At 45.8% G+C, this 25,292-nt stretch carries 24 protein-coding genes and 1 pseudogene; 18 read left to right on the forward strand and 7 right to left on the reverse strand.

Annotation, left to right across the window (positions count from 1 at the left end):
* Positions 1–223: 223 nt before the first annotated feature.
* Positions 224–640: a RidA family protein gene (locus tag ADS79_RS00005; protein WP_084765511.1), complete on the reverse strand. Its 417-nt coding sequence runs from the start codon at positions 638–640 to the stop codon at positions 224–226.
* A 115-nt stretch (positions 641–755) separates the two neighbouring features.
* Positions 756–1,418 (reverse strand): annotated as a pseudogene (locus ADS79_RS00010) (aldo/keto reductase).
* 495 nt (positions 1,419–1,913) lie between these two features.
* Here ADS79_RS00010 and ADS79_RS00015 point away from each other — a divergent pair.
* The 5 genes from ADS79_RS00015 to ADS79_RS00035 all read left to right on the forward strand — a co-directional run bounded on the left by ADS79_RS00015 (position 1,914) and on the right by ADS79_RS00035 (position 6,343).
* Entirely contained in the window at positions 1,914–2,768 is an 855-nt protein-coding gene (locus ADS79_RS00015) for an ABC transporter ATP-binding protein (protein ID WP_049736374.1), read from the forward strand.
* On the forward strand, positions 2,761–3,417 hold the full coding sequence (locus ADS79_RS00020; protein ID WP_049736375.1) for an ABC-2 transporter permease: 657 nt from the start codon (positions 2,761–2,763) through the stop codon (positions 3,415–3,417). The genes ADS79_RS00015 and ADS79_RS00020 overlap by 8 nt, the downstream gene beginning before the upstream one ends.
* Positions 3,414–3,785 (forward strand): GntR family transcriptional regulator, encoded by a 372-nt coding sequence (locus ADS79_RS00025; protein ID WP_049736376.1) that lies wholly within the window; start codon positions 3,414–3,416, stop codon positions 3,783–3,785. Before ADS79_RS00020 ends, ADS79_RS00025 begins: the two co-directional genes overlap by 4 nt.
* A gap of 319 nt (positions 3,786–4,104) precedes the next feature.
* Positions 4,105–4,995 (forward strand): alpha/beta fold hydrolase, encoded by an 891-nt coding sequence (locus ADS79_RS00030; protein WP_049736377.1) that lies wholly within the window; start codon positions 4,105–4,107, stop codon positions 4,993–4,995.
* Between the two features lie 508 nt (positions 4,996–5,503).
* Entirely contained in the window at positions 5,504–6,343 is an 840-nt protein-coding gene (locus tag ADS79_RS00035; RefSeq protein ID WP_236699830.1) for a hypothetical protein, read from the forward strand.
* Positions 6,344–6,588: 245 nt separating this feature from the next.
* On the opposite strand, the gene ADS79_RS00040 is transcribed toward ADS79_RS00035, so the two are convergent.
* Entirely contained in the window at positions 6,589–7,839 is a 1,251-nt protein-coding gene (locus ADS79_RS00040; protein WP_049736378.1) for a M48 family metallopeptidase, read from the reverse strand.
* Positions 7,840–8,063: 224 nt separating this feature from the next.
* Between ADS79_RS00040 and ADS79_RS00045 the strand changes: the two genes are divergently transcribed.
* The 3 genes from ADS79_RS00045 to ppsA all read left to right on the forward strand — a co-directional run bounded on the left by ADS79_RS00045 (position 8,064) and on the right by ppsA (position 12,093).
* Positions 8,064–8,510 carry an ATP-binding cassette domain-containing protein gene (locus ADS79_RS00045; RefSeq protein ID WP_049736379.1) on the forward strand — a complete coding sequence of 149 codons (447 nt, stop codon included), beginning with the start codon at positions 8,064–8,066 and terminating at the stop codon, positions 8,508–8,510.
* Position 8,511: 1 nt separating this feature from the next.
* Entirely contained in the window at positions 8,512–9,240 is a 729-nt protein-coding gene (locus ADS79_RS00050) for a class I SAM-dependent methyltransferase (RefSeq protein WP_049736380.1), read from the forward strand.
* A 237-nt stretch (positions 9,241–9,477) separates the two neighbouring features.
* Entirely contained in the window at positions 9,478–12,093 is a 2,616-nt protein-coding gene (gene ppsA, locus ADS79_RS00055) for a phosphoenolpyruvate synthase (protein WP_049736381.1), read from the forward strand.
* A 106-nt stretch (positions 12,094–12,199) separates the two neighbouring features.
* Here the strand turns inward: ppsA and ADS79_RS00060 are convergent, their stop codons facing one another.
* A complete protein-coding gene (locus ADS79_RS00060; RefSeq protein WP_049736382.1) occupies positions 12,200–12,634 on the reverse strand; it encodes an Rrf2 family transcriptional regulator in 435 nt (144 codons plus the stop codon).
* Between the two features lie 142 nt (positions 12,635–12,776).
* Here ADS79_RS00060 and ADS79_RS00065 point away from each other — a divergent pair, with 142 nt between their 5' ends.
* On the forward strand, positions 12,777–13,718 hold the full coding sequence (locus ADS79_RS00065) for an alpha/beta hydrolase (RefSeq protein WP_049736383.1): 942 nt from the start codon (positions 12,777–12,779) through the stop codon (positions 13,716–13,718).
* Positions 13,719–13,851: 133 nt separating this feature from the next.
* Here the strand turns inward: ADS79_RS00065 and ADS79_RS00070 are convergent, their stop codons facing one another.
* On the reverse strand, positions 13,852–14,556 hold the full coding sequence (locus ADS79_RS00070; RefSeq protein WP_049736384.1) for a hypothetical protein: 705 nt from the start codon (positions 14,554–14,556) through the stop codon (positions 13,852–13,854).
* A gap of 331 nt (positions 14,557–14,887) precedes the next feature.
* Here ADS79_RS00070 and ADS79_RS00075 point away from each other — a divergent pair, with 331 nt between their 5' ends.
* The 9 genes from ADS79_RS00075 to ADS79_RS00115 all read left to right on the forward strand — a co-directional run bounded on the left by ADS79_RS00075 (position 14,888) and on the right by ADS79_RS00115 (position 23,869).
* Positions 14,888–16,030, forward strand: a complete 1,143-nt coding sequence (locus ADS79_RS00075) for a serine hydrolase (RefSeq protein WP_049736385.1) — start codon at positions 14,888–14,890, stop codon at positions 16,028–16,030.
* A gap of 48 nt (positions 16,031–16,078) precedes the next feature.
* Positions 16,079–17,158, forward strand: coding sequence for a M42 family metallopeptidase (locus ADS79_RS00080; protein ID WP_049736386.1), 1,080 nt, complete (start codon positions 16,079–16,081; stop codon positions 17,156–17,158).
* A 168-nt stretch (positions 17,159–17,326) separates the two neighbouring features.
* Positions 17,327–18,121, forward strand: a complete 795-nt coding sequence (locus ADS79_RS00085; RefSeq protein WP_049736387.1) for a helix-turn-helix domain-containing protein — start codon at positions 17,327–17,329, stop codon at positions 18,119–18,121.
* 93 nt (positions 18,122–18,214) lie between these two features.
* Entirely contained in the window at positions 18,215–18,604 is a 390-nt protein-coding gene (locus ADS79_RS00090) for a DUF8051 family protein (protein WP_084765517.1), read from the forward strand.
* Positions 18,605–18,713: 109 nt separating this feature from the next.
* A complete protein-coding gene (locus ADS79_RS00095) occupies positions 18,714–20,228 on the forward strand; it encodes an aminotransferase-like domain-containing protein (RefSeq protein WP_049736388.1) in 1,515 nt (504 codons plus the stop codon).
* Complete coding sequence (locus tag ADS79_RS00100) at positions 20,225–21,157, forward strand: D-alanine--D-alanine ligase (protein WP_049736389.1); 933 nt, start codon at positions 20,225–20,227, stop codon at positions 21,155–21,157. Before ADS79_RS00095 ends, ADS79_RS00100 begins: the two co-directional genes overlap by 4 nt.
* Positions 21,158–21,462: 305 nt before the next feature.
* On the forward strand, positions 21,463–21,915 hold the full coding sequence (locus ADS79_RS00105) for a DUF1453 family protein (protein WP_049736390.1): 453 nt from the start codon (positions 21,463–21,465) through the stop codon (positions 21,913–21,915).
* A 44-nt stretch (positions 21,916–21,959) separates the two neighbouring features.
* Positions 21,960–23,195 (forward strand): sensor histidine kinase, encoded by a 1,236-nt coding sequence (locus ADS79_RS00110; RefSeq protein ID WP_084765520.1) that lies wholly within the window; start codon positions 21,960–21,962, stop codon positions 23,193–23,195.
* Between the two features lie 65 nt (positions 23,196–23,260).
* Positions 23,261–23,869 carry a response regulator gene (locus ADS79_RS00115; protein WP_409362434.1) on the forward strand — a complete coding sequence of 203 codons (609 nt, stop codon included), beginning with the start codon at positions 23,261–23,263 and terminating at the stop codon, positions 23,867–23,869.
* 126 nt (positions 23,870–23,995) lie between these two features.
* Here the strand turns inward: ADS79_RS00115 and ADS79_RS00120 are convergent, their stop codons facing one another.
* Positions 23,996–24,652 carry a GNAT family N-acetyltransferase gene (locus ADS79_RS00120; RefSeq protein ID WP_049736392.1) on the reverse strand — a complete coding sequence of 219 codons (657 nt, stop codon included), beginning with the start codon at positions 24,650–24,652 and terminating at the stop codon, positions 23,996–23,998.
* Positions 24,649–25,218, reverse strand: a complete 570-nt coding sequence (locus tag ADS79_RS00125; protein ID WP_049736393.1) for a hypothetical protein — start codon at positions 25,216–25,218, stop codon at positions 24,649–24,651. The genes ADS79_RS00120 and ADS79_RS00125 overlap by 4 nt, the downstream gene beginning before the upstream one ends.
* Positions 25,219–25,292 lie beyond the last annotated feature (74 nt).

Raw genomic sequence — 25,292 nt, forward strand, 5'->3', positions numbered from 1 at the left:
ATACTAATCGGTCGAGGACTTATCCACACTCTTAGCAATCATGCAGATCCAGTTTTGAATGAATGAAAAGCCATCCCTTCAAGGAATGGCTTTTTTGCTGCTGAAAAACACAATTTCCGCATTCACTATAGCCCGATAATAAAATATTAGACTGGCTTTCAGCTATTCAACTAACAGGCAGTTTAGCGTAAAAAAGGCCCTTCAATCATTATAAGAAATAAGCTTAGTCCTTATCTTCAATGACAGCAATTCCATCTATTTCAAGAAGGCAAGATGGACGCGAAAATTCCGAAACAAATAAAACGGTGACCAAAGGTGGATTGTCTAATACACCAGCCACCTCTTGGAATGCTTTGTAACCAATTCGCGGGTCGCTCCCACTGACTAAATAGATATTGAGTTTAACCAGATTGTCGAAACTTGCATTTTCAGAAGCTAAAATAGTTGCGATATTATGAAGCGCCTGCTTTGTCTGCAATTCTAAATCACCAGCCCCAATCAGCTCACCTGATGAATTAGTAGCATTTTGTCCGCCTATATAAATTGTTTTTGCCTTTCCACTTACGGTAATCGCTTGACTAAATGCTTTTGATACAAATAAACCCTCCGGATTTTTATGCTCCATTTTGAAAGTAGACATTGGTTTTCCTCCTTAAAGATTCGTGTTCTATACTTTTATTATAAGAAACATCACTGACAGATGCTGTCAGTGATGTTTCTTAACGGGCAGTAGTACGAAGTTCGCCACAGAGAACCTATTTAAAAATACGATCAATCTCGCTGATTTCTTCTTCTGTCAGTTGGACATCTAATGTTTTTAAATTATCCAGCACTTGCTCTGCTCTTTGTGCACCGGGGATGACAACATCCATTGAAGTTATTGTATTTACCGGCAAGCAAGCCTGATGCTAGTGGAAAGTATGGAATAAACGAGATATTATTCTCTGTGGTATATGGAAAGAATTCTTGTTCCGCTTCACGCTGCAGCAAATTGTAGTTTCCCTGTAATACATCGACATAACCATCCCTATTTGCTTCTTTCAATTGTTCAAGTGAGAAGTTAGAAACGCCAATTGCTCTAATTTTACCTTCGTCCTTTAGCTGTTTTAAGACTCCAACCGCCTCATCTTTTGGTGTATCCTGATCTGGGGCATGAATATAAAATAAATCTATGTAATCTGTTTGTAGCCTTTTCAAACTATCTTCAACGGCTTGTTTTAAATAAGCAGGCGAATTATCCATGGTAACATCATTGCCGACAAGTGTAAGGCCACCTTTTGTTGCAAGGATGAGTTCATGCCGATTTCCCACTTCTTCATTTAAATTAGATAAATATTGTGCCCACCTACAGCGCTTGTTCCCAGTCCGATTGGATTGACAACTAAATCTGTTTTACCAATTCGTGTTTGTTTCGTCATTCTCTTCAACTCCCTCTCATTATTAAGCTTAGCGTATGTTTTCCGCGTTTATCTTAACTGGCTTACTCCATGCTATTCATAGTAAACAAAGTAACGAAGCTCGCAATTTCTTCAACTTTCCACTCCCGTTTCATGATCATCCCCTTTTTTTCGTGCGAGGTTTTTACCGGTATCTTCATCATAATTCATTATGTTACGTAAGTTTCAAGTGCAAAATGGATTTTTTTGGATATCCTTAGCTCATGAGCGGTGAGCCTTATCATCAATAGCGGTAAGGCGAAAAGTGGAGGTTGTAGTTAATCGAGGGCAGCCTTTCGCTCACCGGTCATTTTTAGCATATCGTAATAGAGTCGTTCGATGACTCAATCGAAGTTGCCTCAAAAGGATAGACTAGCTCGTAGCCAGCCTAAGATGATCCTCAGGCTGTTGACTTCACAAACCTCTGGTGATATATTGTGCATACACGATATACACAATATAAACGGGAGGTACGGTATGCTGGCGTTGGACATTCGCAATTTAAATAAAAAATATCCAAGCTTTCAGTTGAGTGATGTGTCGTTCCAGCTGGAAAAGGGTTATATCATGGGCTTCATCGGCGCCAACGGCGCAGGCAAGACAACCACCATCAAGTCGATCTTGAACATGCTTCATTTGGACGGCGGCGAAGTACACATTCTTGGCAAGAACATGGCTGAGCATGAACTTGAATTGAAGCAGGAGATCGGAATCGCATTCGCTGGCTTCGATTTCTATAAGCAAAGCAGAATGAAGATGTTGACCGACGTCATCAAGAAGTTCTATAAGAACTGGGACAATGAGACCTACTACAGCTATTTGAAAAGATTCAAATTGGATGAGAATAAGAAAATCGCTGAACTGTCGACGGGAATGAAAGTAAAGTATAGCCTAGCCCTTGCTTTGTCCCATGACGCGAAGCTGCTCATTCTCGACGAGCCGACAAGCGGACTCGACCCGATTGCAAGGGACGATCTGCTCGATATTTTCCAAGAGCTCGTCGTAGACGGAGAGATCAGTATTCTTTTCTCCACTCATATCACCTCTGACTTGGAGAAGTGCGCGGACTTCATTACCTTCATCGAGAACGGGCGAATCATTCACAGCTTGGAGAAGGAAGAATTTAAAGAGTCCTATCGACTGCTGAACGGTAGCGAAAGCCAGCTGAGCCAAGTGAAGGACCGGATGATTTCCTACAAAACCAATTCGTTTGGCTTTACAGGATTGATCCGAGCCCAAGACTTCGATTCCTCTTCCGGCATCAAAGCAACCACGCCGAGCCTTGAGGAGATTATGATTTACGTCGCAAAGAAGGAGGATGCGTATGTATAACTTATTGATGAAGGATCTGAAGGTAGGCATAAATCGTATAAATTTTGTACTACCTTTTCTGCTTGGCGCTTTAATGCTCATTCCGGGTTGGATCTATTTTATTGTTGTTATGTACTTCTTTTGGGTAACGGCACCGAATATGTTCGTCCAATTTAGAGTTCAGAACGATTTGTTGTTTACGACGCTGATGCCTGTAGCCAAGAAAGACATGGTGAAGGCAAGGATGTCCGTCTTTCTCATCTTGGAAGTACTGTATATTGTAATTGCTATGATCTATAGTTTGTTCACGATTCGGCTATTCCCCAATGTTGACTACTTATTCTTCGCGCCGCACTTGGGTTTCTGGGGACTATGCTTTGCCATGTTTGCGATCTATAACCTCCTCTTGTTCCCTATGTTTTACAAGACAGCGTATAAATACGGCCCGGCGCAGTTCGCCGCCATTACAGCTGCTATGATTTTTGCAGGTGTAGCCCAATGGCTCGGGATTCAAAGTCCCTATGTGTTTGATCTCTTCAACGGCTCCGGTGCTAACAATGCAGCGCTTCAAACATCTATCCTGGGCTTGGGAATCGTAATCTTTATTGCATTCACATGGATTGCTTATCGAATTTCGGTCAAACGATTCCTGCAAGTGGAGATCCAATGAACATCGCGATATCGAACAATTCGGAAAAACCAATTTATCAGCAGCTGTTCGAACAGATCAGCGCTCAAATTCTGAAAGGCGAATTAGAGGGCGGCTACATTCTCCCGCCTATTCGCCAAGCGGCCCAGGAGCTGCGCATTAGCGTTATCACCGTCAAAAAAGCTTGGGAAGAACTGGAGCGATGTGGTTTGATCAATACGGTAACGGGCAAAGGGTGTTTCGTGGCTAACTTCTCCCACGAAGAGATGCTGCGCTTGCGCGACGAGATGGTCTTGAAGCAAATGGCAACCGACACAGAGTACTACAAATCCTTTGGTCTCACCATAGATGAAGCAATTGAACTGTTGAAGAAGGTTTATCCATCTTAAGTCGGTTGTTATCGCTGTGGGAGGTCTTTTCCTTGGACGTGCTTGGTATGACCGACAGCTGACATCGACGAGGGGGAGAGATACTCGAAATTAAGTTGCGCTTCCTCTCGCAATATCAAATGCAAAACTGAAAACAGAGCAAGATACGAGAGTCACAAGAAGCAACATATCACTTTATGACAGTTATGGACGGGAACTTATGAATGAAAGCATGTGGAGGCGCAAATAATTGGAATAAAGGAACTACGAAGTAGCCGCTATGACGGAGTATGCTCCCTGAAAGCGGAGGTGAAGTCATTAATTGGAGGAGAACATGGTCATGAACATCCTGAAAGTCAACGGCGTTGATTTGGCCTATGACAGTTTCGGTAACGAAAATGACGAGGCTATTATCCTGATCGCCGGGCTTGGAACCCAGATGATCAGATGGACGGTTCCGTTTTGCCGGATATTAGCAGAGCGGGGATTTCGCGTGATCCGCTTTGACAATCGCGACGTAGGCTGCTCGACACACTTTAGCCAGTATCGGGCGCTGGATTTTGACGCACTGGCGACTGCGCTCATGTCAGGACAGCGACCGGACATCCCTTATACTCTCGATGACATGGGAGGCGACGCTATCGGACTACTCGACGCCCTTTCAATTGACCAGGCACATTTCGTTGGCAGGTCGATGGGCGGAATGATCGCCCAGATTGCAGCCAGTGAGTACCCTGAACGGGTTTTATCACTCACCTCCATTATGTCTAGTTCCGGTAATCCCACCCTTCCGCAAGCTTCACCGGATGTCATGGCGATGATGACGAAACCTGCGCCGAACCCCTTTGAGGATGAAGCAGGGTTTTTGGCGCACAGCCTCTCTTTTGCCAAACGCATCGCCGGCACCGGCTATCCATTTGAAGAAGACGCTTATCGGGCGCTCATTTTGGAGGAAGTCCAGCGAGCCTACGACCCAGGCAGTGTCGGACGACAAATTGCTGCGATCGCTGTCTCCGGTGACCGTCGTCCGCGGCTGGCGACCATAAAAGTACCAGCACTTGTCATTCATGGGATGGACGATCCCCTTTTCGTCCCGGCGTGTGGCGAGGACACAGCATCTGCCATCCCGGGCGCCGAGCTCATGTTGATTGACGGCATGGGACACGATCTGCCGCACCAATTGTACAAAGTAATCGCTGATGGCATAGAGCGAACAGCACGTCGCAATTGACACGGCTTCCTGAATAGCATCCAGCCGGAGTCTCGCGGTGCCCCAATGGGGTTGAGTAGGCCCAGGGGCAAGCAGCGTCAGTCTAGGACCTTATTTTGATTGAACAAGAAACTGTCTTGTAATAAAAAACTGTGGAATTTCTAGAACAGTCCCGATGATGCTTTGTTAGGTCATCGGGACATTTTTATTTTGAAGAGATTGGAGCCAATGTTAGGGGAGCGAAAGAAAAACCAGATCAACGTAAATGCCGCATGGCTTTCGTTCGAAAGAGGTGGCAAGCAAGTACGGTCTTGAGGAGATGGTAGATGTAACCAAATTTTGTTATTTGATACGACGGAAAGACTGGCGGAGTTACAGGAAGACAGATAGTCGGGGACGCTAGAAAATGCTATGCTGGAAAAAAGGATGGGCGATAGGAGTCACTCGTCACCCAATGAACATAGATGTCCGTTCGGGAGGGAAATGATGAAGAGGCTTCCGCCTTATTATAAACGGAGGGAGAGCTTGCATGATGCTTACGTGGGATAGCGAAATATGGGGAAAGCTGACAGGACCGTACAGTTCCGCAGACAATGTGCCTGTGCTATTGCAGCAATTAATGCAGCAATATAGCCAGGAAGTTTTTGACGACCTCTTTCAGGAGCATTTGTTCCATCAAAATACGATATATACGGCTACATATGCCGCAATGCCTTTTTTGGCACAAATCGCGTGTTCTACATCTGATGCTGAAGTGCGCAAAGAGCTGTTTATAAATGGCGGTATAATCGAGGCAAGTCGTAACGAGTGCGATGAGGACCCATTTCCAGAATCTTGGGCTGAGCTGGCTGAAGAGGCAGGCAGCTCTGTCTGTACTGAATTGTATCGTGAATATTTAGAGGCGATTGGGAAGCTCAAGACGCTTACAAAGGAAGTATTCTCCTATGCAGCTGATCCTTCCATCGATGACACGGAGAAACGTTATATTCTTGTGGCGGATGCTGCTTATCGAGGTTCGCATAGTGTTGCCAATATGTTGATGACATTTATGGCAGGCGATGAGTATGTGGTCGTGTGTCCGGCCTGCGCAGAAGATGTATTCATCTGGCCTGATGAAGATAATCCTGCAGAAATCCTTCAAGCCTATGAACACGATCCCGTCTTTCACACTGGCCAGGAAGCCCATGTTATCGCTCCAGTCACGTCATTTGCAGATGAAGAAATACGAGCATTAGCGGAGCGGGCGGAAGCGATCGGGGAGCAAAGATTGGTCAGGCATCTGTATTATTTAGCGGGGGAAACAGAATGTCCATCCTGCCGCGAGAAAATTTCCGTTTGGCCGTCTTTGCTTGGCACCTTTACAATGTAGAGCGCAAGTTAAGGAATCGTTTTGATGATTCTCAGGACGATGGCTCTACGTTTAAGGGAATTTGAGCAGGATGCCGGGCGTTTAGTGGGGAGTCTTGTGTTTCACGTGTTGACCTCCTTCGGCACTTCGCCCGCCACCCTGAACTAGCTGATTCTGCTCATTGGACGGGGGGATTGATTCCCCCATTTTGCATGAAAAGCTGTTTGTTCGAGTAAGTCCGTGCCCCAACGAGTGAAGTAAGATAATCAAGCGAGCTTGGCACGATAGTCATCTATGATCCGATGCTCCATTTTTTCCTGCACGTGGTCGGTCATTTCCTGGCATACCTTGTTGTATTCCCCATCTGATATCTGATAAGCAGGAGGGGCATCTTTTAGCAGCAGCATGGCAATTCGCATATGAGTCGCAGGGTGTGTCGTGTCCATGCTTTGTTGACTTCTTTCCAGAATGCGCAGTATGCGCATTTTTTCTTTTTCAGGCAGCTTTGAAAAAGTCTCATGCAAGTGCTGACCCAGTGTCATATTTTGCTTCTGCAGGGAATGTCTCGCGATCAGTGGCTCCACCACATCATTCATGTGAGTGATCTGTAGCAGGGAAATAAGATTCCGACTGCCCGCAAGCTGAGCCGCCATACGATCCGCCTCATATTCAGCACGCTGACTTTGATTCCAATAAAGATGAATGAGAACAGCCAGCAAACGATAGGGAAACCAAAACAGGAGTCGCATGATCCATCTGCTGAACGTGGCGATGAACGAAAAATGGTACTCATCATCCTCGTCACGGATTGGGTCAAGAAAATGGCACCAATTCAGAAGAATACGCTGTGCATGCGATACCAGAGCGCTCCGCCTAATGTCATTATTTCGACAGTGAGCCAGCTCGTGAGCAAGCAGTGCGGTCAACTCTCCCGGTGTGCACGCAAACAGTAAGGGATATCCAATGACAACAATCCTCCCTCTACGCCATCCATATTCAGAGGTGTACGCCTCATAGTAAGGAGAGAGTGCGAACTGTATTCCTTTTTCGACCCCCATCTTTTCCGCCACGGTTTCAAATATCTTCATAGTGGTTGGGTGCTCATCAGCATTCAAAAGAATGGCCTTTTTCGGAAACAGATGAGGTCGAGGCCGCGACAACCATGCAAGCAGGAGGATTAGCAGACAGCTTATGAGGATAAAGGGGCTGTGATACCAGGTGACAAGTCCGAACAAGGAAAAAAGAAAGCCTGCCACCGAACATCCGATAACGACGAGTGAGTACGCAGATGCCACTCTCTCGCTCATCCCCTGTTTGGTTGCGAGCACGGGGCTATCCTGTAGCTGTTTGAACAAGGCTTGGCCGTAGGTATCACGCATTTTCCTCTCAAGACGCTCCCAAGCTGTTCCTTGGCGTTCTTTCGATGGGACGGCTAAATTCCAGTTACAGTGTTCACACCAAAACGGATAACCTTCGTTTACCTCGATTTGTACTCCACAAGAAGGACAAGGCTTCACTGAATTATTCCCCCTCTGCGCCTGTTTTGTACACAAGGCGCTGTTAGACAGCATTCTACCACGAATAACTGTTCCCTGATAAGATCATTTGGAAAAAATTTGGATTTTTATTCCCTCAAAAACCGCGTCAACAAATCCCAGATTTGTGGGATGGTGCAGATGCTGGTTTTATATAATTGATAATGATTCTCATCTAAATGATAAAGCAGGGAGTTGGGAATAGGATGGGGGGTTCAATAGCCCGAGAAGCGCGTTCCATGCTAGAGGAGGCAGGGCTAGGTGATGCGCTTCATTGCTATCCGGAGCAGCTAAGCGGAGGCATGAGGCAGCGGGTTGCCCTGGTTCGTGCGTTTGCATTCCGCCCGGCGCTACTGCTGATGGATGAACCATTTCAGAGTCTGGATGCTGCCACAAGACGGAGTATGCACGATTTGCTGTTGAAGCTGTGGGGCAAGGACAGACCAACCGTTTTGCTAGCCACCCATGACCAAGAGGAAGCCACGATGCTAGGTTCGAGAATCGTTCTGCTTGCCGGGACGCCTGCCCGAATCGAGTCCGATCTAAAGGCGAAAGCCCAATGCTTGCGGAACGAAACATACGGTATCCGGGCTGGCGCAATTACAACAATAGTTAGGTGGGCAAACCGTTCACCAGATGGAGGGCGACGATAACATGAACCATACACCCGAACAAGAATACATGAATTGGGAGCATCCAGCTGTGTATCAATATGAAAAAACGATTCCGTTAAAAATCCCGGGCTATGAGAACCTGTACAAGATAACGAGCCGACTGTTGAGCATGCAAAGAGAGAGCAAGGGCGCAGCAGACATTTTAATCGTTGGTGCAGGTGGTGGTCAGGAGTGCGTAACGCTTGGTGAGGTTCATGAAGCTTGGACGTTCACGGGAGTCGATCCTTCTTCACGTATGCTGGAGATTGCTGAGCATCGGGTGAAAAAAGCCGGCTTGGAACAACGAGTGACACTTATTCAGGGCTCAGTCGAAAGCATACTGCCTGATCGACTTTACGATGCGGCGACTTGCATGCTTGTGCTGCACTTCATACAGGGCCTGGCTGCCAAGCAGGATTTGCTTCGAAAGACAGCAGAGAGGTTGAAACCGGGAGCTCCTCTATTCCTTTCCTCAATCAATGGAGAACCAGGCACACCCTCTTTTGACCTGCAGATACGGACTTGGGTCAAGCATATGCAGGACAATGGTGTATCCCTGGAGGATACAGCGAGGTTTTCAGATTCTTTCGGCACTGTGTATGATCCAGTACCGGCAGCACAGGTTCCGGAATTGTTGAAAGAGGCGGGATTTGGGCAGATTTCTTCTTACTTTGGTTCGTATCTTACAGATGCGTCGGTGGCAATCCGGGCCGAGGATGAACAGCTATGACGGCATGAACTGCGTTTTTGAAAATCGTAGTGGAAAATCAAAAAAGAACCTGGGTATTTTCACCAGGTTCTTTACTATTGCGCATAAACAGACACGATGATAGAATCAGAATACGACTGTTTTTTTTGTTCTTTGTTTCCTAGGTATAAATATACCATCTTACATTTTAATTGTACCATGTCGGAAAAACTCATGTCAAATGTTTTTTCTCAATTTCATGGTTAGGAGAGATGTTGAATGAGTTCTTTGGTTCTCAGTTTTCAGGAAATGGATAAAACGCAGCTCTTGCTCGTTGGCGGAAAAGGGTTACATTTAGGGGAATTATCAAAAATTCAAGGCATACAAGTACCAGAGGGATTTTGTGTTACAACAGTGGGCTACCAAAAAGCCATCGAACAAAATGAAACGTATCATGCTTTGGTGGGGCAACTAGCCATGCTAAACGTAGAAGATCGAGGTCAGATTGCTGAAATTAGCAGGAAGATTCGACAAATCCTTATGGAAATAGAAATTCCTTTCGATGTTGCGTACGCAGTTACTCACTATCTCTCCCAGCTCGGAGAGGAACATGCTTATGCAGTGCGTTCCAGTGCGACTGCTGAAGATTTACCACATGCCTCTTTTGCTGGTCAACAAGACACCTATTTAAATATCATCGGTAAAGAAGCGATCTTGCAGTATATCAGCAAATGTTGGGCTTCTCTATTTACAGATCGAGCGGTAATTTACCGTATGCAAAATGGATTTGACCACAGCCAGGTTTATTTGTCTGTTATCGTTCAAAGGATGGTTTTTCCACAGGCTTCAGGGATTTTATTTACCGCTGATCCCGTTTCATCTAACCGGAAGCTGCTATCAATCGATGCCAGTTTTGGACTTGGAGAAGCATTGGTCTCTGGCTTGGTATCTCCTGATTGTTATAAGGTGCAGGAAGGGGAAATCGTCGAGAAGAGGATAGCAACAAAAAAATTAGCGATCTATGGCCGAAAAGAAGGCGGAACGAACACACAGCAGATCGATCCCGTTCAGCAAAAGACACAAGCCCTTACGGAACAGCAAATTTTACGGCTGGAACGCATTGGAAGACAGATCGAAGCTTATTTTGGTTGCCCCCAAGATATCGAATGGTGCTTGGCCAATGATACCTTTTATATTGTCCAGAGTCGGCCGATCACGACTTTATACCCGATCCCAGAGGCGAATGATCAAGAAAATCATGTTTACGTATCTGTTGGCCATCAACAAATGATGACCGACCCCATGAAACCATTGGGATTGTCCTTTTTCCTGTTAACGACTTCTGCACCCATGCGCAGGGCTGGGGGAAGGCTGTTTGTTGATATTACACCTATTCTGGCTTCATCTGACAGTAGAGAAACGATAATTAATACGCTGGGACATTCCGATCCGCTCATAAAAGACGCACTTACGACCATTATAGAGCGAGGAAATTTTATACAGTTGCTACCAAACGATAAAAAAGCACCGAGTCCCGGTAAAGGAAATAAAAGTATCCTGTTTATGGGATTTCAAACAGAAATCGAGAACGATCCGACCATCGTTTCTGATTTGATTAAGCAAAGTCAAGCCTCGATCGAAGAGTTAAAACATAACATCCTGACGAAGTCTGGATCGGATTTGCTTGATTTTATTCTGGAAGATATTCAGCAATTAAAAAAGACCTTATTTGACCCACAAGGCACGCGTGCGATTATGGCTGCGATGAATGCTTCATCATGGATCAATGAAAACATGATGAAGTGGTTGGGTGAAAAAAACGTTGCAGATACGCTTTCGCAATCTGTACCAAACAATATTACTTCGGAAATGGGTCTGGCGTTGATGGATGTCGCAGATGTGATTCGTCCTTATCCAGAAGTCATTGATTATTTACAACACGTCAAAGCGGACAGCTTTCTGGATGAACTGCTTCGGTTTGATGGTGGGCGGGAAACCAGGGACGCTATCTATGATTATCTGAGCAAATACGGAATGAGATGTACGGGAGAAATTGATATTACGAGAACGCGTTGGAGCGAAAAGCCAATTACACTGGTCCCCATGATTCTTGGTAATATCAAAAACTTCGAGCCACACGCTAGCAATCGGAAATTTGAGCAAGGGCGACAGGAGGCTTTGAAAAAAGAACAAGAGCTATTAGAGCAATTGAAGCAATTACCGGATGGCGAACAAAAAGCGAAAGAAACCAAACGAATGATCGACCTCATCCGGAATTTCAGCGGCTATAGGGAATATCCAAAGTACGGCATGGTGAATCGCTACTTCGTCTACAAGCAGGCTTTACTGAAAGAAGCCGAGCGACTCGTTCAAGCGGGCGTCCTTCATGAAAAAGAAGATGTACACTATCTCACTTTTGAAGAGCTTCACGAAGTCGTACGTACAAGCAAGCTTGATTATCAGATCATCAGTAAAAGAAAAGACGACTACAAGTTTTTTGAAAAACTAACTCCTCCACGCGTAATCACGTCTGATGGTGAAATCATCACAGGTGAGTACAAACGAGAGAATCTGCCTGCCAATGCAATTGTAGGTCTAGCTGTTTCTTCCGGGGTTATAGAGGGACGAGCGCGTGTCATCCTAAACATGGAGGATGCTGATCTTGAAGCTGGAGATATTTTAGTCACCTCCTTTACTGACCCTAGCTGGACGCCATTGTTTGTATCCATAAAAGGTCTGGTTACCGAGGTTGGTGGACTGATGACCCATGGGGCAGTTATCGCCCGTGAATATGGTTTGCCAGCAGTCGTCGGAGTGGAGAATGCTACCAAACGGATAAAAGATGGACAACGAATTCGCGTGCATGGAACAGAAGGGTACATCGAAATCTTGTAATGGCTGTATATGTCTACTACGATAATAGAGAAAAGCCTACTCTCGTTTCGAATGAGAAAGTAGGCTTTTTTCGTTTACATGCCTTCAATTGGCGACTATCCGCCGCTTAGCTTGTAGTCGAGGTAGGGTTCTCTTTATGCAGCAAAATATCTTCAATCGTATAGCTCGCTAACGTGGATTGGAATTTCTGTTCTGCTTTGGAAATGATCAAAGAGATAAATAGCTCTGAGCCCGTAGACTGAACAGTCCAATGAGGAGTCGTTTCTGCCGATCCGAGAGCTTGATAGACTTGCAAAACCGTAATCGAACGCGGGTCTTCTTCTAAAATGTATCCGCCGTAGCGTCCTCCAAAAGCTTTAACAAGGTCTTCTTTCGCAAGCTTGGCAAGTATTTTACGGACGAAGGTAGGATCTTCCCCGATCACTTCAGCAATATGATTGCTTTTCACCATGGTTTTTTGCTCTGCCATCCATACCAGAGTTCGCAAGGCAACGTGAAACCATTTCGGACCCAGATCGCCAGATTGAATCAACAGCTGCATGAAATCGTCCTCCTGATTTCAAGTTGGCAAAATAGTTAGTATATTTTATTGACTATTATAACATGCCCTAGTATATTTTAATTGTGACGATTTTATCACAATTAAAATGAATGCGTTTACACACGTAGAGGAGGAATGGGTTATGGAAGAGAGAGTGCATCCAGAGTTGCGTACGATGTTGTCTGTAATGCCAGAAATGAATTTCGACAGAGAGAATCTCGTAGCAATGAGAAATTCGATGGATGATATGTTCGTGGGTGCACCGCAAAATCCAAACCTCTCCATAGCAGATCAGTTTGTACTCGCGGCAGATGGAGAATACCAGATACCTGTCAGAGTTTACAAGCCTCGCGTTAGCAATGAGACGCTTCCCGGTATTCTCTATATTCACGGTGGCGGATACATTGTTGGAAGTGTAAAAACATTCGATGCCACATGCCAGGAAATAGCTGCTGATCTGGCTAGTGTGGTTGTTTCGGTTGATTATCGTCTGGCTCCTGAGCATCCGTATCCGATTCCCGTTGAGGACTGCTATTCGGCACTTCTGTGGTTTGCAGCAAATGCTGAAGAGATGGGGGTAGATCCTGCTCGCATTGCGGTAGTTGGGGCCAGTGCTGGCGGTGGTTTGACTGCCGCTGTTTCATTGCTGGCAAGAGATCGGAATGGCCCAGTCATTGCTTTTCAGATGCCGTTGTACCCCATGATTGATGATCGACATATCACCATTTCCAGTAATGAAATTACAGATAATCGTGTGTGGAATACAAAGTTTAACCGACAGGGCTGGGAAATGTATTTGGGTGAGCAGGCAGGTACAGAGATTTCTCCTTACGCGGCTCCAGCACGTGCGACCGATTTTTCACGGCTACCTTCGACCTATACATGTATTGGAGATCTGGATCCTTTCCGCGACGAAACGATTGAATTCGTGCGAAAGCTTACAGAGGCGCACGTGCCTGTAGAGTTTCATTTATACCCGGGATGCTTCCACGGCTTTGAGCTAATCGTGCCAAATGCGTCTATTAGCAGGCAGGCGAGACAGGCGTACTATGAAGCATTGAAGCGCGCCCTGCATAACCGTTGATTGCACAAATGATTCCGTTCTAAAAAGCGCTGAGAAATTCATTAAAAGCATTAGCCTAAACAGCTAATGCTTTTTTGGTGAATGGAACTTGAACGCAACGGGGACTGAACCTGAGGAGCTTTTCGTGACCGATTCAATCAGGTTTAATCCTTCTCAGATTGATTGAAGACAGGACATCATCATTCAATGCCGAAGCCAAATCCAAATCATAGCTAGAGCCTAACCAATAGTCACCAAAACGCTCCATGACCAGTACGTCCCCGCATCGGTAGAAGGCATGAGAAGGCCCATCTTCTTTGGGGCTAACATAGAATCCATTTAGCCATACGGTTTCAATCGGTTTATCAAATAACATCTGTATATTTTCCAATGTTCCTTCTATGAAAAAAAGATGCTTGCAGCCAAAAACAACCTCCTGTAAACAAAAGCTTTTCAGAAAATGATAGAGAGAGTCATTTACGCTGATATGTCCCTCTGGATGGTCATCCCAAAGTAAATGCTCGTCGCAGTAAACAGGAGAATCGTCATTGCCCGCCTCCACTTGGCAAGTCCAGTTTGCCTGATTTTCCTCAAGAAATGTAATCTTGTCCTGATCCTTCTTCAATCGCTCTACTGAATAAAGACAATCCTGCTGTTGAAATATCTCTGGAGAGTTCCCGAGGTGATCGTCCGAACCATCTTTCCAGCGCCCTGCAAACGCGTATAATTCCTGCAACGCCTTTGGCAGATAAGCGGGAATCTCGTCTACAGGCACACCGTAGGAGCTATCATAATTTCCGTACCAACTGATTAAAAAATCCTTCAGATCGTCCAGTTGATTTGTATCTTTCAGCAGCATTGCAATACCTCCTGGTTGTCCCTGTTATTAGAAAGCCCAGTTTTACGCCCTAATTTTCTTTCTGAAATACTACTACGGGAAATTATCTGATTTCCAGTACTAGTTTTGCTTTCGTCGGTTTTTCTTGCCTAGACCTATGTCTGTGCCTGCGGCAATAAGCTTTCTCAGGTGACCAAGTGGTTAGGATTGGTATTTGTTGTAACTCCCTTATGCTAGGATATGGAAAGGAAGGTTCGCACTTCATCCTCACGACATAACTAGAAGAGAGGCAAGGTGGATCGTCGATTAGCGAAGCTTTCTAAACTTTTTGATTAGATAGGAGGAATGGAGAATGAGGAAGAGATTTTGGATTGCAGCGTTGGTGTTTGTTTTTATTTTTACATTTCATTTTGGAAGCGCTTACGCAGCGGAAGAGCAGGCCGACTTTTCAGTTGAGGACGATCCGATTGCTCAATTCTTAAAGGAGAATCCTGACAGAACTTCCCTGTATGTCATTCGCAATGGGGATAAGGTGATCGATTATAACTCGAATCGAGCTATGACCCTCGCGAGTACCTCAAAATTGATCGTTGCACTAGAGTTCGCCAAGCAGGCGGCCAAAGGAAAGATCAATCCTTCGAAAAAGGTGTCGTTGGATGATCTGGCGCTGTTCTACGTGCCGGGTAGTGATGGCAATGCCCACGAAACTTGGTTACAGGATATCGAGGCACGTCAAGTGGTTCAGAATGGCAAAGTCACCTTGCAGGAAGTTGCAAAAGGAATGATTAAGTATAGCTCCAACGCCAACACAGAGTATTTGTTGATGCTTCTTGGTATTGATAACGTCAACGATAATCTGGACGATTTGAACTTTAATAAGCATGAGAAGTTTTTCCCTTCCTATGCATCCATCATCTTTGTACCCTACTCCATAATGTCTACTCTGGATCCTGAATTACCATTCGCTGATAGGGTCAATCTTGTCAAAGCTGAGCTCAGTAATATGTCGAAGAAGAATTTCATCGCAGAGGCAAACAAAGTATTCAAAATATTGCAAAGAGATAAATCTGGTTCTTATAAAGAAAAGGTAATGGAAGATCTATTTCCGTGGTATGATTCGGAAATTAACGACTTGATTGTGGCACGTCTACCTAAGGGAACAACGAAAGAGTATGCGACCTTAATGAACAAAATCAACAGCAGAAGCTACCTCTCGAATAAGGTTCAAAAGGAATTAGATGCGGTCATTGAGAACCCGTTGAAACCTGATAGTCCATTTACTCACATTGGCTCAAAAGGTGGAAGTACAGCAAAAGTACTTACTTTTTCCTTTTACTCCACTGACAAAAATGGGAACAAGATAGAGCTGGCTCTTTTTAATAAGGATCTAACGAAAGCGGAGTTTCAGCAAATTGCCCAAAATTTAAATGTATTTTTGTTAGAACGGGTGCAGGATGAGGAGTTTTTAGATGATCTAAAGCAATATTTGGAATAGAACAAATAGTGAACTAGTAGCACTACAATAGATAAAGGGGGAGAACGGTTGAGTGAGTGGGTACAGATTTTAAAGGAGCTGTCAGAGGCGTCAGGAGTTCCTGGACAAGAGCAGGAAGTACGGGAACTGATGCGCACCTATTTGGAGCCTTACACAGAAGAGTTATCCACCGATAATCTGGGAAGCATCGTTGGTAGAAAAACGGGGATAGCGGGCGGACCGAAAGTCATGCTGATGGGACATATGGATGAGGTAGGTTTTATGGTGTCTCGTGTCACCAAGACTGGGTTTATCCTCTTCCAAACGCTTGGAGGCTGGTCGCCTCAGGTGCTTTTGGCACAGCGTGTGATGATTAAAACACGCAAAGGTGACATTGTCGGAGTCATTGGTTCAAAGCCGCCGCATGTTTCAACTGCCAGCGATAAGGCAAAAGTGGTCGAAATTATGGAAATGTATATCGATATTGGAGCAGCTAGTGCAGACCATGTCAAAGAATTGGGCATTCGTCCCGGCGATCCGATCGTCCCCATTTGTCCCTTTACGGTGATGGCCAACGACCAGATGTATATGGGCAAAGCCTTTGATAATCGAGGAGGTTGTCTGGCAGCGATTGAACTGGTAAAAAGCCTGCAAGCTGTCGAGCATCCAAACGTTGTTTTCGCAGGCGCCACCGTGCAGGAGGAAGTGGGACTTCGCGGTTCGGGAACGAGTACAACCATGATTGGACCGGATCTGTTTATTGCTTTAGAGACAGGCATGGCGTTAGATACTCCTGGTCTTGCTGATTCACCGTATTTACCGGAGATTAAATGCGGAGGGGGACCAGTAATTGCGCTGTATGACAAAACACTTGTACCGAATACGAAATTGCGAGACTTGCTGTTTGATACCGCGGAAGAAGAAGGAATCCCCTATCAGTACGGAGCGGCTCCGGGTGCTGGAACTGATGCTGGCGCGGCCCATCTGACTGGTATAGGAGTTCCTTCGATTGTGATCGCGATCCCGGCGCGTTATATACACAGCCATGCTTCGATTCTTCATCATGATGATGTCGAGTACACAGTGAAATTACTGGTGGCGCTTATCAAAAAGCTGGATCAAAAAACGGTCGATTGGATCAAATCGTAATCAGCCGGAAGATGGAAACGTCAGATAGATTGTGATACAATTTTGGGCGAGCAAAGACTAATGATTCGGGGCAGGCCACTACGGATGCCCTTTTTTGAGTATAGCTTGGGGCAGAATTATTCAAGGTATGAGGATGAACAGCCAATTTTTATGAAGGAGAAGCATTCGATGATACGAACCTTTGAACCTATACATGCTCTACAAAAGATAGTGGACTATATTTGGGTCGTAGACTTCGACTTGCTCTCTGCGGACAACAGAGAAGATGTCATTATGCCGCTTGGGCATATCAATATCATTTTTAATTATGCTTCTGATTATTGGCTGGCCGGAGATGATCAGGAAATGGTGATCCCCAATAAGGTCGTAATTGGTCAAATGAAAAGGGCGAAGCATGTTCGATATGGACAGCAGCTGTATCAAATCGGGATTTCGTTAACTCCGTTAGGGTATATTCAATTGTTTCATGTGCCCAGCCTTGAAATAACAGAGCGATTCGTACAGGCAAGTGATGTAGATCCTGATTTAGATGAGCTGTACCGAGTGATGATGGGGTCTAAAGATGTGGAACAACATATTTCAGAAATGAATCATTATTTGTTGCATAAATTGATGATGAACCAGAAGGATACGGATCGCATAGAGCAAATGCTGGCATATGTAGAACAAGAGGATGAAAACTTGAACATTACAAGCATGGCAAAATATTTTGGTGTATCCATAAGTACGTTGGAGCGATTCTTCAAAAAACAAATCGGATTGACCCCAAAGGTGTATGGGGATATTGTGAAGTTCAGAAAGCATGTTGAGAATGAATGCTTGAGGAAGGATATACAGTATCATTATTATGATCAGTCTCATTTGATCAAAACATGCAAAAGATTTGCGGGAAAAACGGTCAAAGAGTTAGAAAAGCTTCCACTTGAATTAACTCTTTGTTATCTATGGCATGGCAAAAAATGATGAGCATCTACCACGATGCTGATTTTTTACAATACGAATCCTTTCTTTCCAGCTAAGCTTGAGACACACGAATGGATGAGAGGAAGGATAACGATGCAGGATATCATGATCATGGCAAGTTTGCTTGTGTTTTTAAATGTAACCTTATTGACGATATTGGTTCCAGGGGGACCGATAGAAAATAGAGATTTCTCAAATTTAAAAGGCGGGGTTTTTTGGGGATTTAATCTGTTCCTTATCTCCCTAGGAATCATTTCTTTTATAACGTGTTATCTCTTGTTGATTTCACATCCTAATGCCATTTTCATCACACAAGTGATCGCAGTATTATACTTTATCGTCTACGCTGTCGACTTGGCTGGTATTTTTCCAAAATCACCGACGAAAATGTCTACGGCTCTCATGCTTCTCGAAATTATCAACACGACAATGGCTATATTTCTCTTTCTCTTTGTGACGGCGATTGGTCATGTCAGTTCATGAAGATGAGAGGCAATACTACAAAGGAACCACCGAAGGATGAAAAATCCAGCACGGTGGTTCTTTTTTTCTCCCTTCTTCCATGCCATCATTATAGAGGGGGCGATGAAGGATGTTCCAGGATTTCAAGCTCGTCAGTGACCGGCCGGTCGTGATACAAGTGAAAGAATACGTCAAACGTTTAATCATAAAAGGTGCGCTTCAGGCGGATCAGAAGCTGCCCTCCACGCGTGAAATGAGCGGTCTTTTGAAGGTGAGCCGCAATACAGTCATTGCAGCTTATGAAGGACTGGAGGATGACGGGTATACGTATGCGGTTCCCGGCAAAGGCAGTTATGTAGCTGCTATGGTGGGCCATTTGGCAGCAGATAACGGAGAAGGTGTCGGCTCCACCGCATGGCAGATCGATTGGAAAGCGAGAATGAACGATTATGCTGTATCCGCTGTAGATCTGGATGTGATGAAGCAGGGCATTCGCGCCAAAAAAGGAACTATCTCGTTTACAAGCATCGCTCCGGATGAACAGCTGTTTGATTTGGGCGATGTAAGGCGAGCCTTTTTGGACCGGATGGCGATCGAAGGGCAGACGCTGCTCAACTACGGCTATGCAAAGGGCTACAAGCCTTTGATCGATTATTTGATGTGTTATATGGAGAACAAGGGCGTCGATATAACCGGCAAGGATATGCTGATTACAAGCGGGTTTACAGAAGGCTTTGACATGGTGCTGTCAGCACTGCGACCTTCTGCGCGCCGTGGGGCAGCCATTTGTGAAAATCCGACCCATCATACCGCGATCAAAAATTTGAAGCTGCAAGGGTTTGAAATTACCGGCATTCCAATGGAGCGTGACGGTATAGATGTGGAGCAACTCGAGGCCGTATTGCAAACGCAGACAAACAGCTTCGATCTGGCTTATTTGACACCTTCCTATCACAACCCGACTGGCATTGTCTTGTCGCCAGAGAAACGCAGTGCCGTGATGAAATTAATGAGGCGCTATCAAATTCCGGTGATCGAGGATGGATTTAATGAGGAGCTGCGCTACTCGGGAGCCCATGTTGCCCCTTTAATAGCAACAGTAGGGCAAGGGAATGGAGTCATCTATATTGGCAGCTTCTCAAAAGTTCTATTTCCGGGCTTGCGAGTAGGCTGGGTGCTTGGAGATCGAGCATTGATCGATGCGCTTGAAAGCATCAAGCGTGCACGAACGATTCATACCTCAACCATTGATCAGTCGATTTTATACCAATATTTTCTGAATGGAAATTTCGATAAGTATGTAAAAAAAGCACGTGCAGAGTACAAGCGCAAATATGAGCTCACGAGGGCGTGCTGCGAGGCCCATCTCCCAGAGGCGCAGCTGTCTGGCGATGGGGGACTGCATTTGTTCCTCACCTTTCCGGCGGGAGTAAATACACGCCAGCTGCTTGAAGCTTGCACAAAACAGGGCGTTATTTTTACACCGGGAGACAAGTTTTTTATTCAAGAAGGCGAAGGGACGAATACATTGCGGCTTGGTTTTTCCCGCGTAACGGATGAAAATATCGAGCGGGGTATTCAAATCATTGGCAATCAGGCGAGTAGCCTTCTACAGACAGAAAAGAAAAATGAGGTGTCATCGTGAAAATTGGCGTAGTAATGGGCGGTATTTCCTCGGAGCGTGAGGTTTCTCTGTGGACAGGTCAAGAGATGATCAAATATTTGGATCGCGGTCGCTATGAGGTGGTTCCGATCGTGATCGAGGAGCGAACGGATTTAATCACGCAGGTTCAGCAGGCAGGCATCGACTTTGCACTACTTGCGCTGCATGGCCAATTTGGAGAGGACGGCACGGTGCAGGGTGTGCTGGAGACACTGGGCATTCCCTATTCAGGAAGTGGGGTCCTAGCGAGCAGTCTTTGCATGAATAAGCAGCTGTCCAAGGTTCTGCTCAAAGCAGCGGGCGTGCATACACCTGCAGGTTTATGCTGGCAGGGGATGGACGACTATGATCCGCAGGCGGTAGAGCAGCTGGGCTACCCGGTTATTGTGAAGCCGAATACAGGGGGATCAAGTATCGGTGTTCAGCCCGTTCAAAATGAGAAGGAGCTGCTCCCGGCTGTTCAGGAAGCATTTGACTTGGGTGAGGAGATATTGATTGAACCCTATATAAAAGGAACAGAGCTGACTTGCCCGATTATGGATGGAGAGGCACTGCCGATTATCGGTATTCGCTCCGCGCATTCAGAGTGGTTCGATTTCAAAGCGAAGTACGAGGTGGGCGGTGCTGAGGAGAAGGTCATTCAGCTTCCTCCCTTGATAGAGAAGCGCGTAAACGAGGCAGCACTTACCAGCTACCGACAGCTGCAATGCAAGGTCTATGCAAGGGTCGATGTGATCTTGTATCAGGATATCCCTTATGTACTGGAAGTGAACACCTTACCGGGAATGACCGCGGGCAGCCTGTTTCCAAAGAGCGCAGCTGCAGCAGGGATGACTTATTCGCAGCTGCTGGACCGTGTTATTGCCAGCTCGCTTCATGAGCGGATGCAAGAATGGGAAGCAGGAAAATAGGCAGGGAGTTATTTTGGTAATACCCATCAGCTCGATGGGCTAGAATCTCGATTTGGCTGGAGAGCATATATTTCATACGGAGTTTGGCCGCTAAAGTGCAAAGCCGACATCGCCTTTTTATTCGAGGCAGGATGTCGGCTTTTTTGAACGTATAAGAATTGATAAGCGCGATGCTTATCTCCTCCTTGTGCATGCCTCGATCTATGGATGGAGCAAACCTGTCAACCTGTGGATGGTCTTAATTACTTCCGCATTCGGCTACACTGATGAGGAACGCTGGAAAAAGGAAGAGGAGAGGTAGCAACATGACCAGTTATCTCATCATTGTGGTTATTGTCGTCTTATTGTCTTTACGAGAGAAAGAAATTCGTCCATCGAGATTATGGATTACACCGCTATTGTTCATCTATTTAGCCTTTTCAAGCATGAAACAAATGGATCTATCTGTAGGGAGCCTCCTGCTTTATTTGATCTGCCTAGCTGTCGGTCTTGGAGTTGGAGCATGGAGAGGCAAGCTGGAAAAAGTACGACTCAACTCTGCTACGGGGAAAGTGACCTCGCAAGGCTCCGTTGCTGGTGTCGTCCTTTTCCTTGCAGTTATGCTGCTGCGCTTGCTTGTGGGCAACTGGGGAGCACACCACGCTTTGGTTTTTCTAAGCACCTCGCTATTGTTTATTCCGCTCGGAAGCGTCATCAGCCGTCGTTATATTATTTACCTAAAGTACAGGCAACTGGTTGAGGGCAGAGCAGTAAAATAGGCTGAGCCTATCCTTCCAGTACAATGAAGACATGAGGATCATTTATGCAGATCAAACAGCAGCTCGCAAAATTACGGCAATTTGTGCTTAATCGTGGTCGAACAGTTATTTTTAGCTTATTGTTACTGTACAACTTTATCGGAACATCAAACACAGCGTCATGGCAGGAATGGACGGTAGGGCTTTTGGTTGGCTGCGCCTATTTGGCTCTGTTGTGGCTACCTGATTATTTACGGGGGACACGCGCTCGCAGTGCTGCTGTGATTGGAACCTGGATGCTGACGGTTTTTTATTGGGTGATGTTTCATGCGTGGTGGACGGTCGCTGCGCTTATTTTTTACCTTGTAGGCTATTCGGCACTACGGCTGCCGATACAATTGTCTATTCTGTTGACAGGCGCTATGATCACAGCAGATGCTGCTATCTTCTTGCTGCTAAAAGGACAGCCGGACATTCTTCTGGTCTATTCGATCGCACATGCAGCCACATATGTATTGTTCTGGGGAGTGAGACTGAAGCGGGAAGCAGCTGAGGCAAGGAAAAGACACTACGAAGAATTACGGGAAGTACATGCTGAATTAGAGCAAGCCCATAAAGAACTCCAACAGACGCACCAAGAATTGGAGGAAGCGACCGTTCGCTTGCTCCGCTTCGCTGTTCTGGAGGAGCGAAGCCGGATTTCCCGAGATCTTCACGATAGCATCGGACATGGCTTAACTTCCGTTATCGTTCAGCTTCAGGCGCTGCCTTATATTATGAAAACGGATGCTGCGGAAGCGGATCTCTCGTTAAAAACCGTCCTTGACGTTGCCAGACGTTGCTTGCAAGATGTACGTCAGGTTGTTCACCAGATGGCGGCTGACGAAGCAGGGCTTGGCTTGGTAGCCTTGCAAAGCTTGGTAAAGCAAGTTCAAGAGCATGGCGACTTAGACCTTACATTCATTGTGGATAGACCGGTAAGCAAGTGGCATCCGGACGTTTCCGAGTCGTTATACCGGATTCTTCAGGAAGCGCTCACCAATGTCATCCGTCATGCCCATGCTTCTCGCGTCGATGTAGTGGTTTCTGAAAGCGATGGGGAATTGACGATGATCGTGGTTGATGACGGGGTATGGTCCGACAGGAGACAGATTTTGCCTGGTTTTGGCCTTTCGAGCATGAAGGCGAGAAGCCAGAGAGTAGGGGGAGTATTACAGATTCACCCGGTAACTCCCCATGGCTTACGGCTTGTGGTGAAGATACCGCTACATGATGGAGATGGACAAACGGAAGGGAAGTGACGGTGCATTTGATTCGGGTCATTATTGTGGACGATCAGCATTTGGTCCGGCATGGTTTGCGGTTTATGATAAACGCTCAGGAGGACATGGAGGTCGTTGGGGAAGCAGCGGGCGGACATGAGGCTGTCCAGTTGGCCAAGCGTGTCCTTCCTGATGTTGTGTTGATGGACGTTCAGATGCCAGAGGGTGGCGGGATCGAGGCAACCCGGAGCATCATAGCGTCTAATCCGGAATGTAAAGTCATCATTTTGACCACATTTGATCAGGAAGAATATGTGTACGACGGTATTCGTTCGGGAGCTGTAGGCTATTTACTGAAAGGAGCTGCACCCGAGGAGCTTGTGGATACCGTCCGAGCTGCCTGGAAGGGAGAAGCGATTTTCCGAACCACGGTTGCGGCCAAAGTGATCGGGCAGATTTTTCACTCGTCCCAAGCGTTGCAGCAGGAAACCGACTTGACTACTGCCGCGCAGCGAATCGAGTCGTTAACAGAACGAGAGCTGGAAGTGCTGCAGCAGATGGCGTATGGTTTGCGCAACGAAGAAATAGCCAAGAAGCTTTACATCGGCGAAAGCACAGTCAAGACACACGTTCACCGCATTATTCAGAAGTTCGACGTCGAGGATCGAACGCAGGCAGTCGTGATTGCAATCCGTAATCGAATCGTACATTAGCGGGTACCGATTAAATATTTGTGTAGGGAATACAGCTCTCCCCCAATTCCGGGGAGAGCTTATTTAGCATGAAAGCAAAGGAACTTTATGAAATTCAGAGCTATCTTTCATCAACGAGTCGGAAGGTTAGCAATCCCCGATGCCAGAGCTACTTTTTTGATAGAACATACAATACACAGGTACATCGCCGACTCGTGTTTCAACGTTTAGTGCAAATCCGAATCTCCGGTACAAATTCACATTATCCTCATTTTCTGTGTCCAGTGCAATTCCATGTGAAGTCTTGTCCAACTGAACCGTATGCATCAGGTGATGCAGCAGGGTCTTGCCGATTCCCTTTCTCTGGGCCTCTTGTTTTACTCCAATCATGACCAGGTAGTAATGGGTGATTGGGGGAGCAAAGGATCTGGTCACTCGCATGTAGGAATTAAGCAGGTTCAAAGCTTTGCGTGGCAGTTGAAAAAACAACGGAATGAGCCTTCCGATTAGCAGGAGTCCTCCTACCATCATCTGAAGCTTACCAGCGTGTGGCTGCTCAACGATGTATGCACCTAACAGATTTTCCTTTTCATAATAGCCCCACACCTCTTCATTCAACATAAAGCTTTTATCAAACAAAAAGGATACAAAAGCTGTCACGCTGCTACGCGCTTTTTTATCCTGCTCAAAATCACCAAAAACGTGCAGGAACAATGGGTCTCCGGCAAATGACTTGCTCATGAGCGATACGAATAAGTGCTTATCCGACTTTGTTAGTTTGGCGATTCGATATGGAGCTCTCATACGTTTGCCCCCGTGTCGTTGTTTGCTTTCGCATAATGATCAACGGCAAAGCTAAACAACACTTTCAGCATGAATAATAAGCAAGTGATCAGCATGTAGGGCTGTATATTTGGGAGTAGCGGTACCCAACCAAGCCCAATAGATAGGAGCAATCCAGCAATAAATCGTTGCGATTGCTTCCCGATTAGAGCATTCACTATAAATGCTCCAGCGATTGTATAGGCCCATACCCAGATTGAGTAGCAGATATTTGTATCTAAGAGAAGCGCAACCAAAATGATGTGAAAGTGAATCGAGATGAATACGATTCGATTCGTATTTCGTGCAGCATAGAAGTTGCTGGTTGAGGAAGTAAAATTGGCTACGCATCCGGAAAAAATATCGAACATGAAAAATAATGCGAGGGAGCTGCGCCAAAGAGGCAAACTGCCTGTGAGCTCAGGGTACAGAAAGCATAAAGCAGCGGTCAGAAAACCTCCAAAAAGCAGTATGGAAAAAATGGATGCCACACTTTGTTTCTCACCGAACACATCATGCAAAAATGACGGAATTCTAATTTTTTTCATACAAGGACACCCCATCGTCAAAGAATGTTTGAGAACATCACTTGAAAATAAAATATGTAGCAAATGTACTAATT

The organism is Brevibacillus reuszeri (assembly GCF_001187725.1).
GTDB classification, from domain to species: domain Bacteria; phylum Bacillota; class Bacilli; order Brevibacillales; family Brevibacillaceae; genus Brevibacillus; species Brevibacillus reuszeri.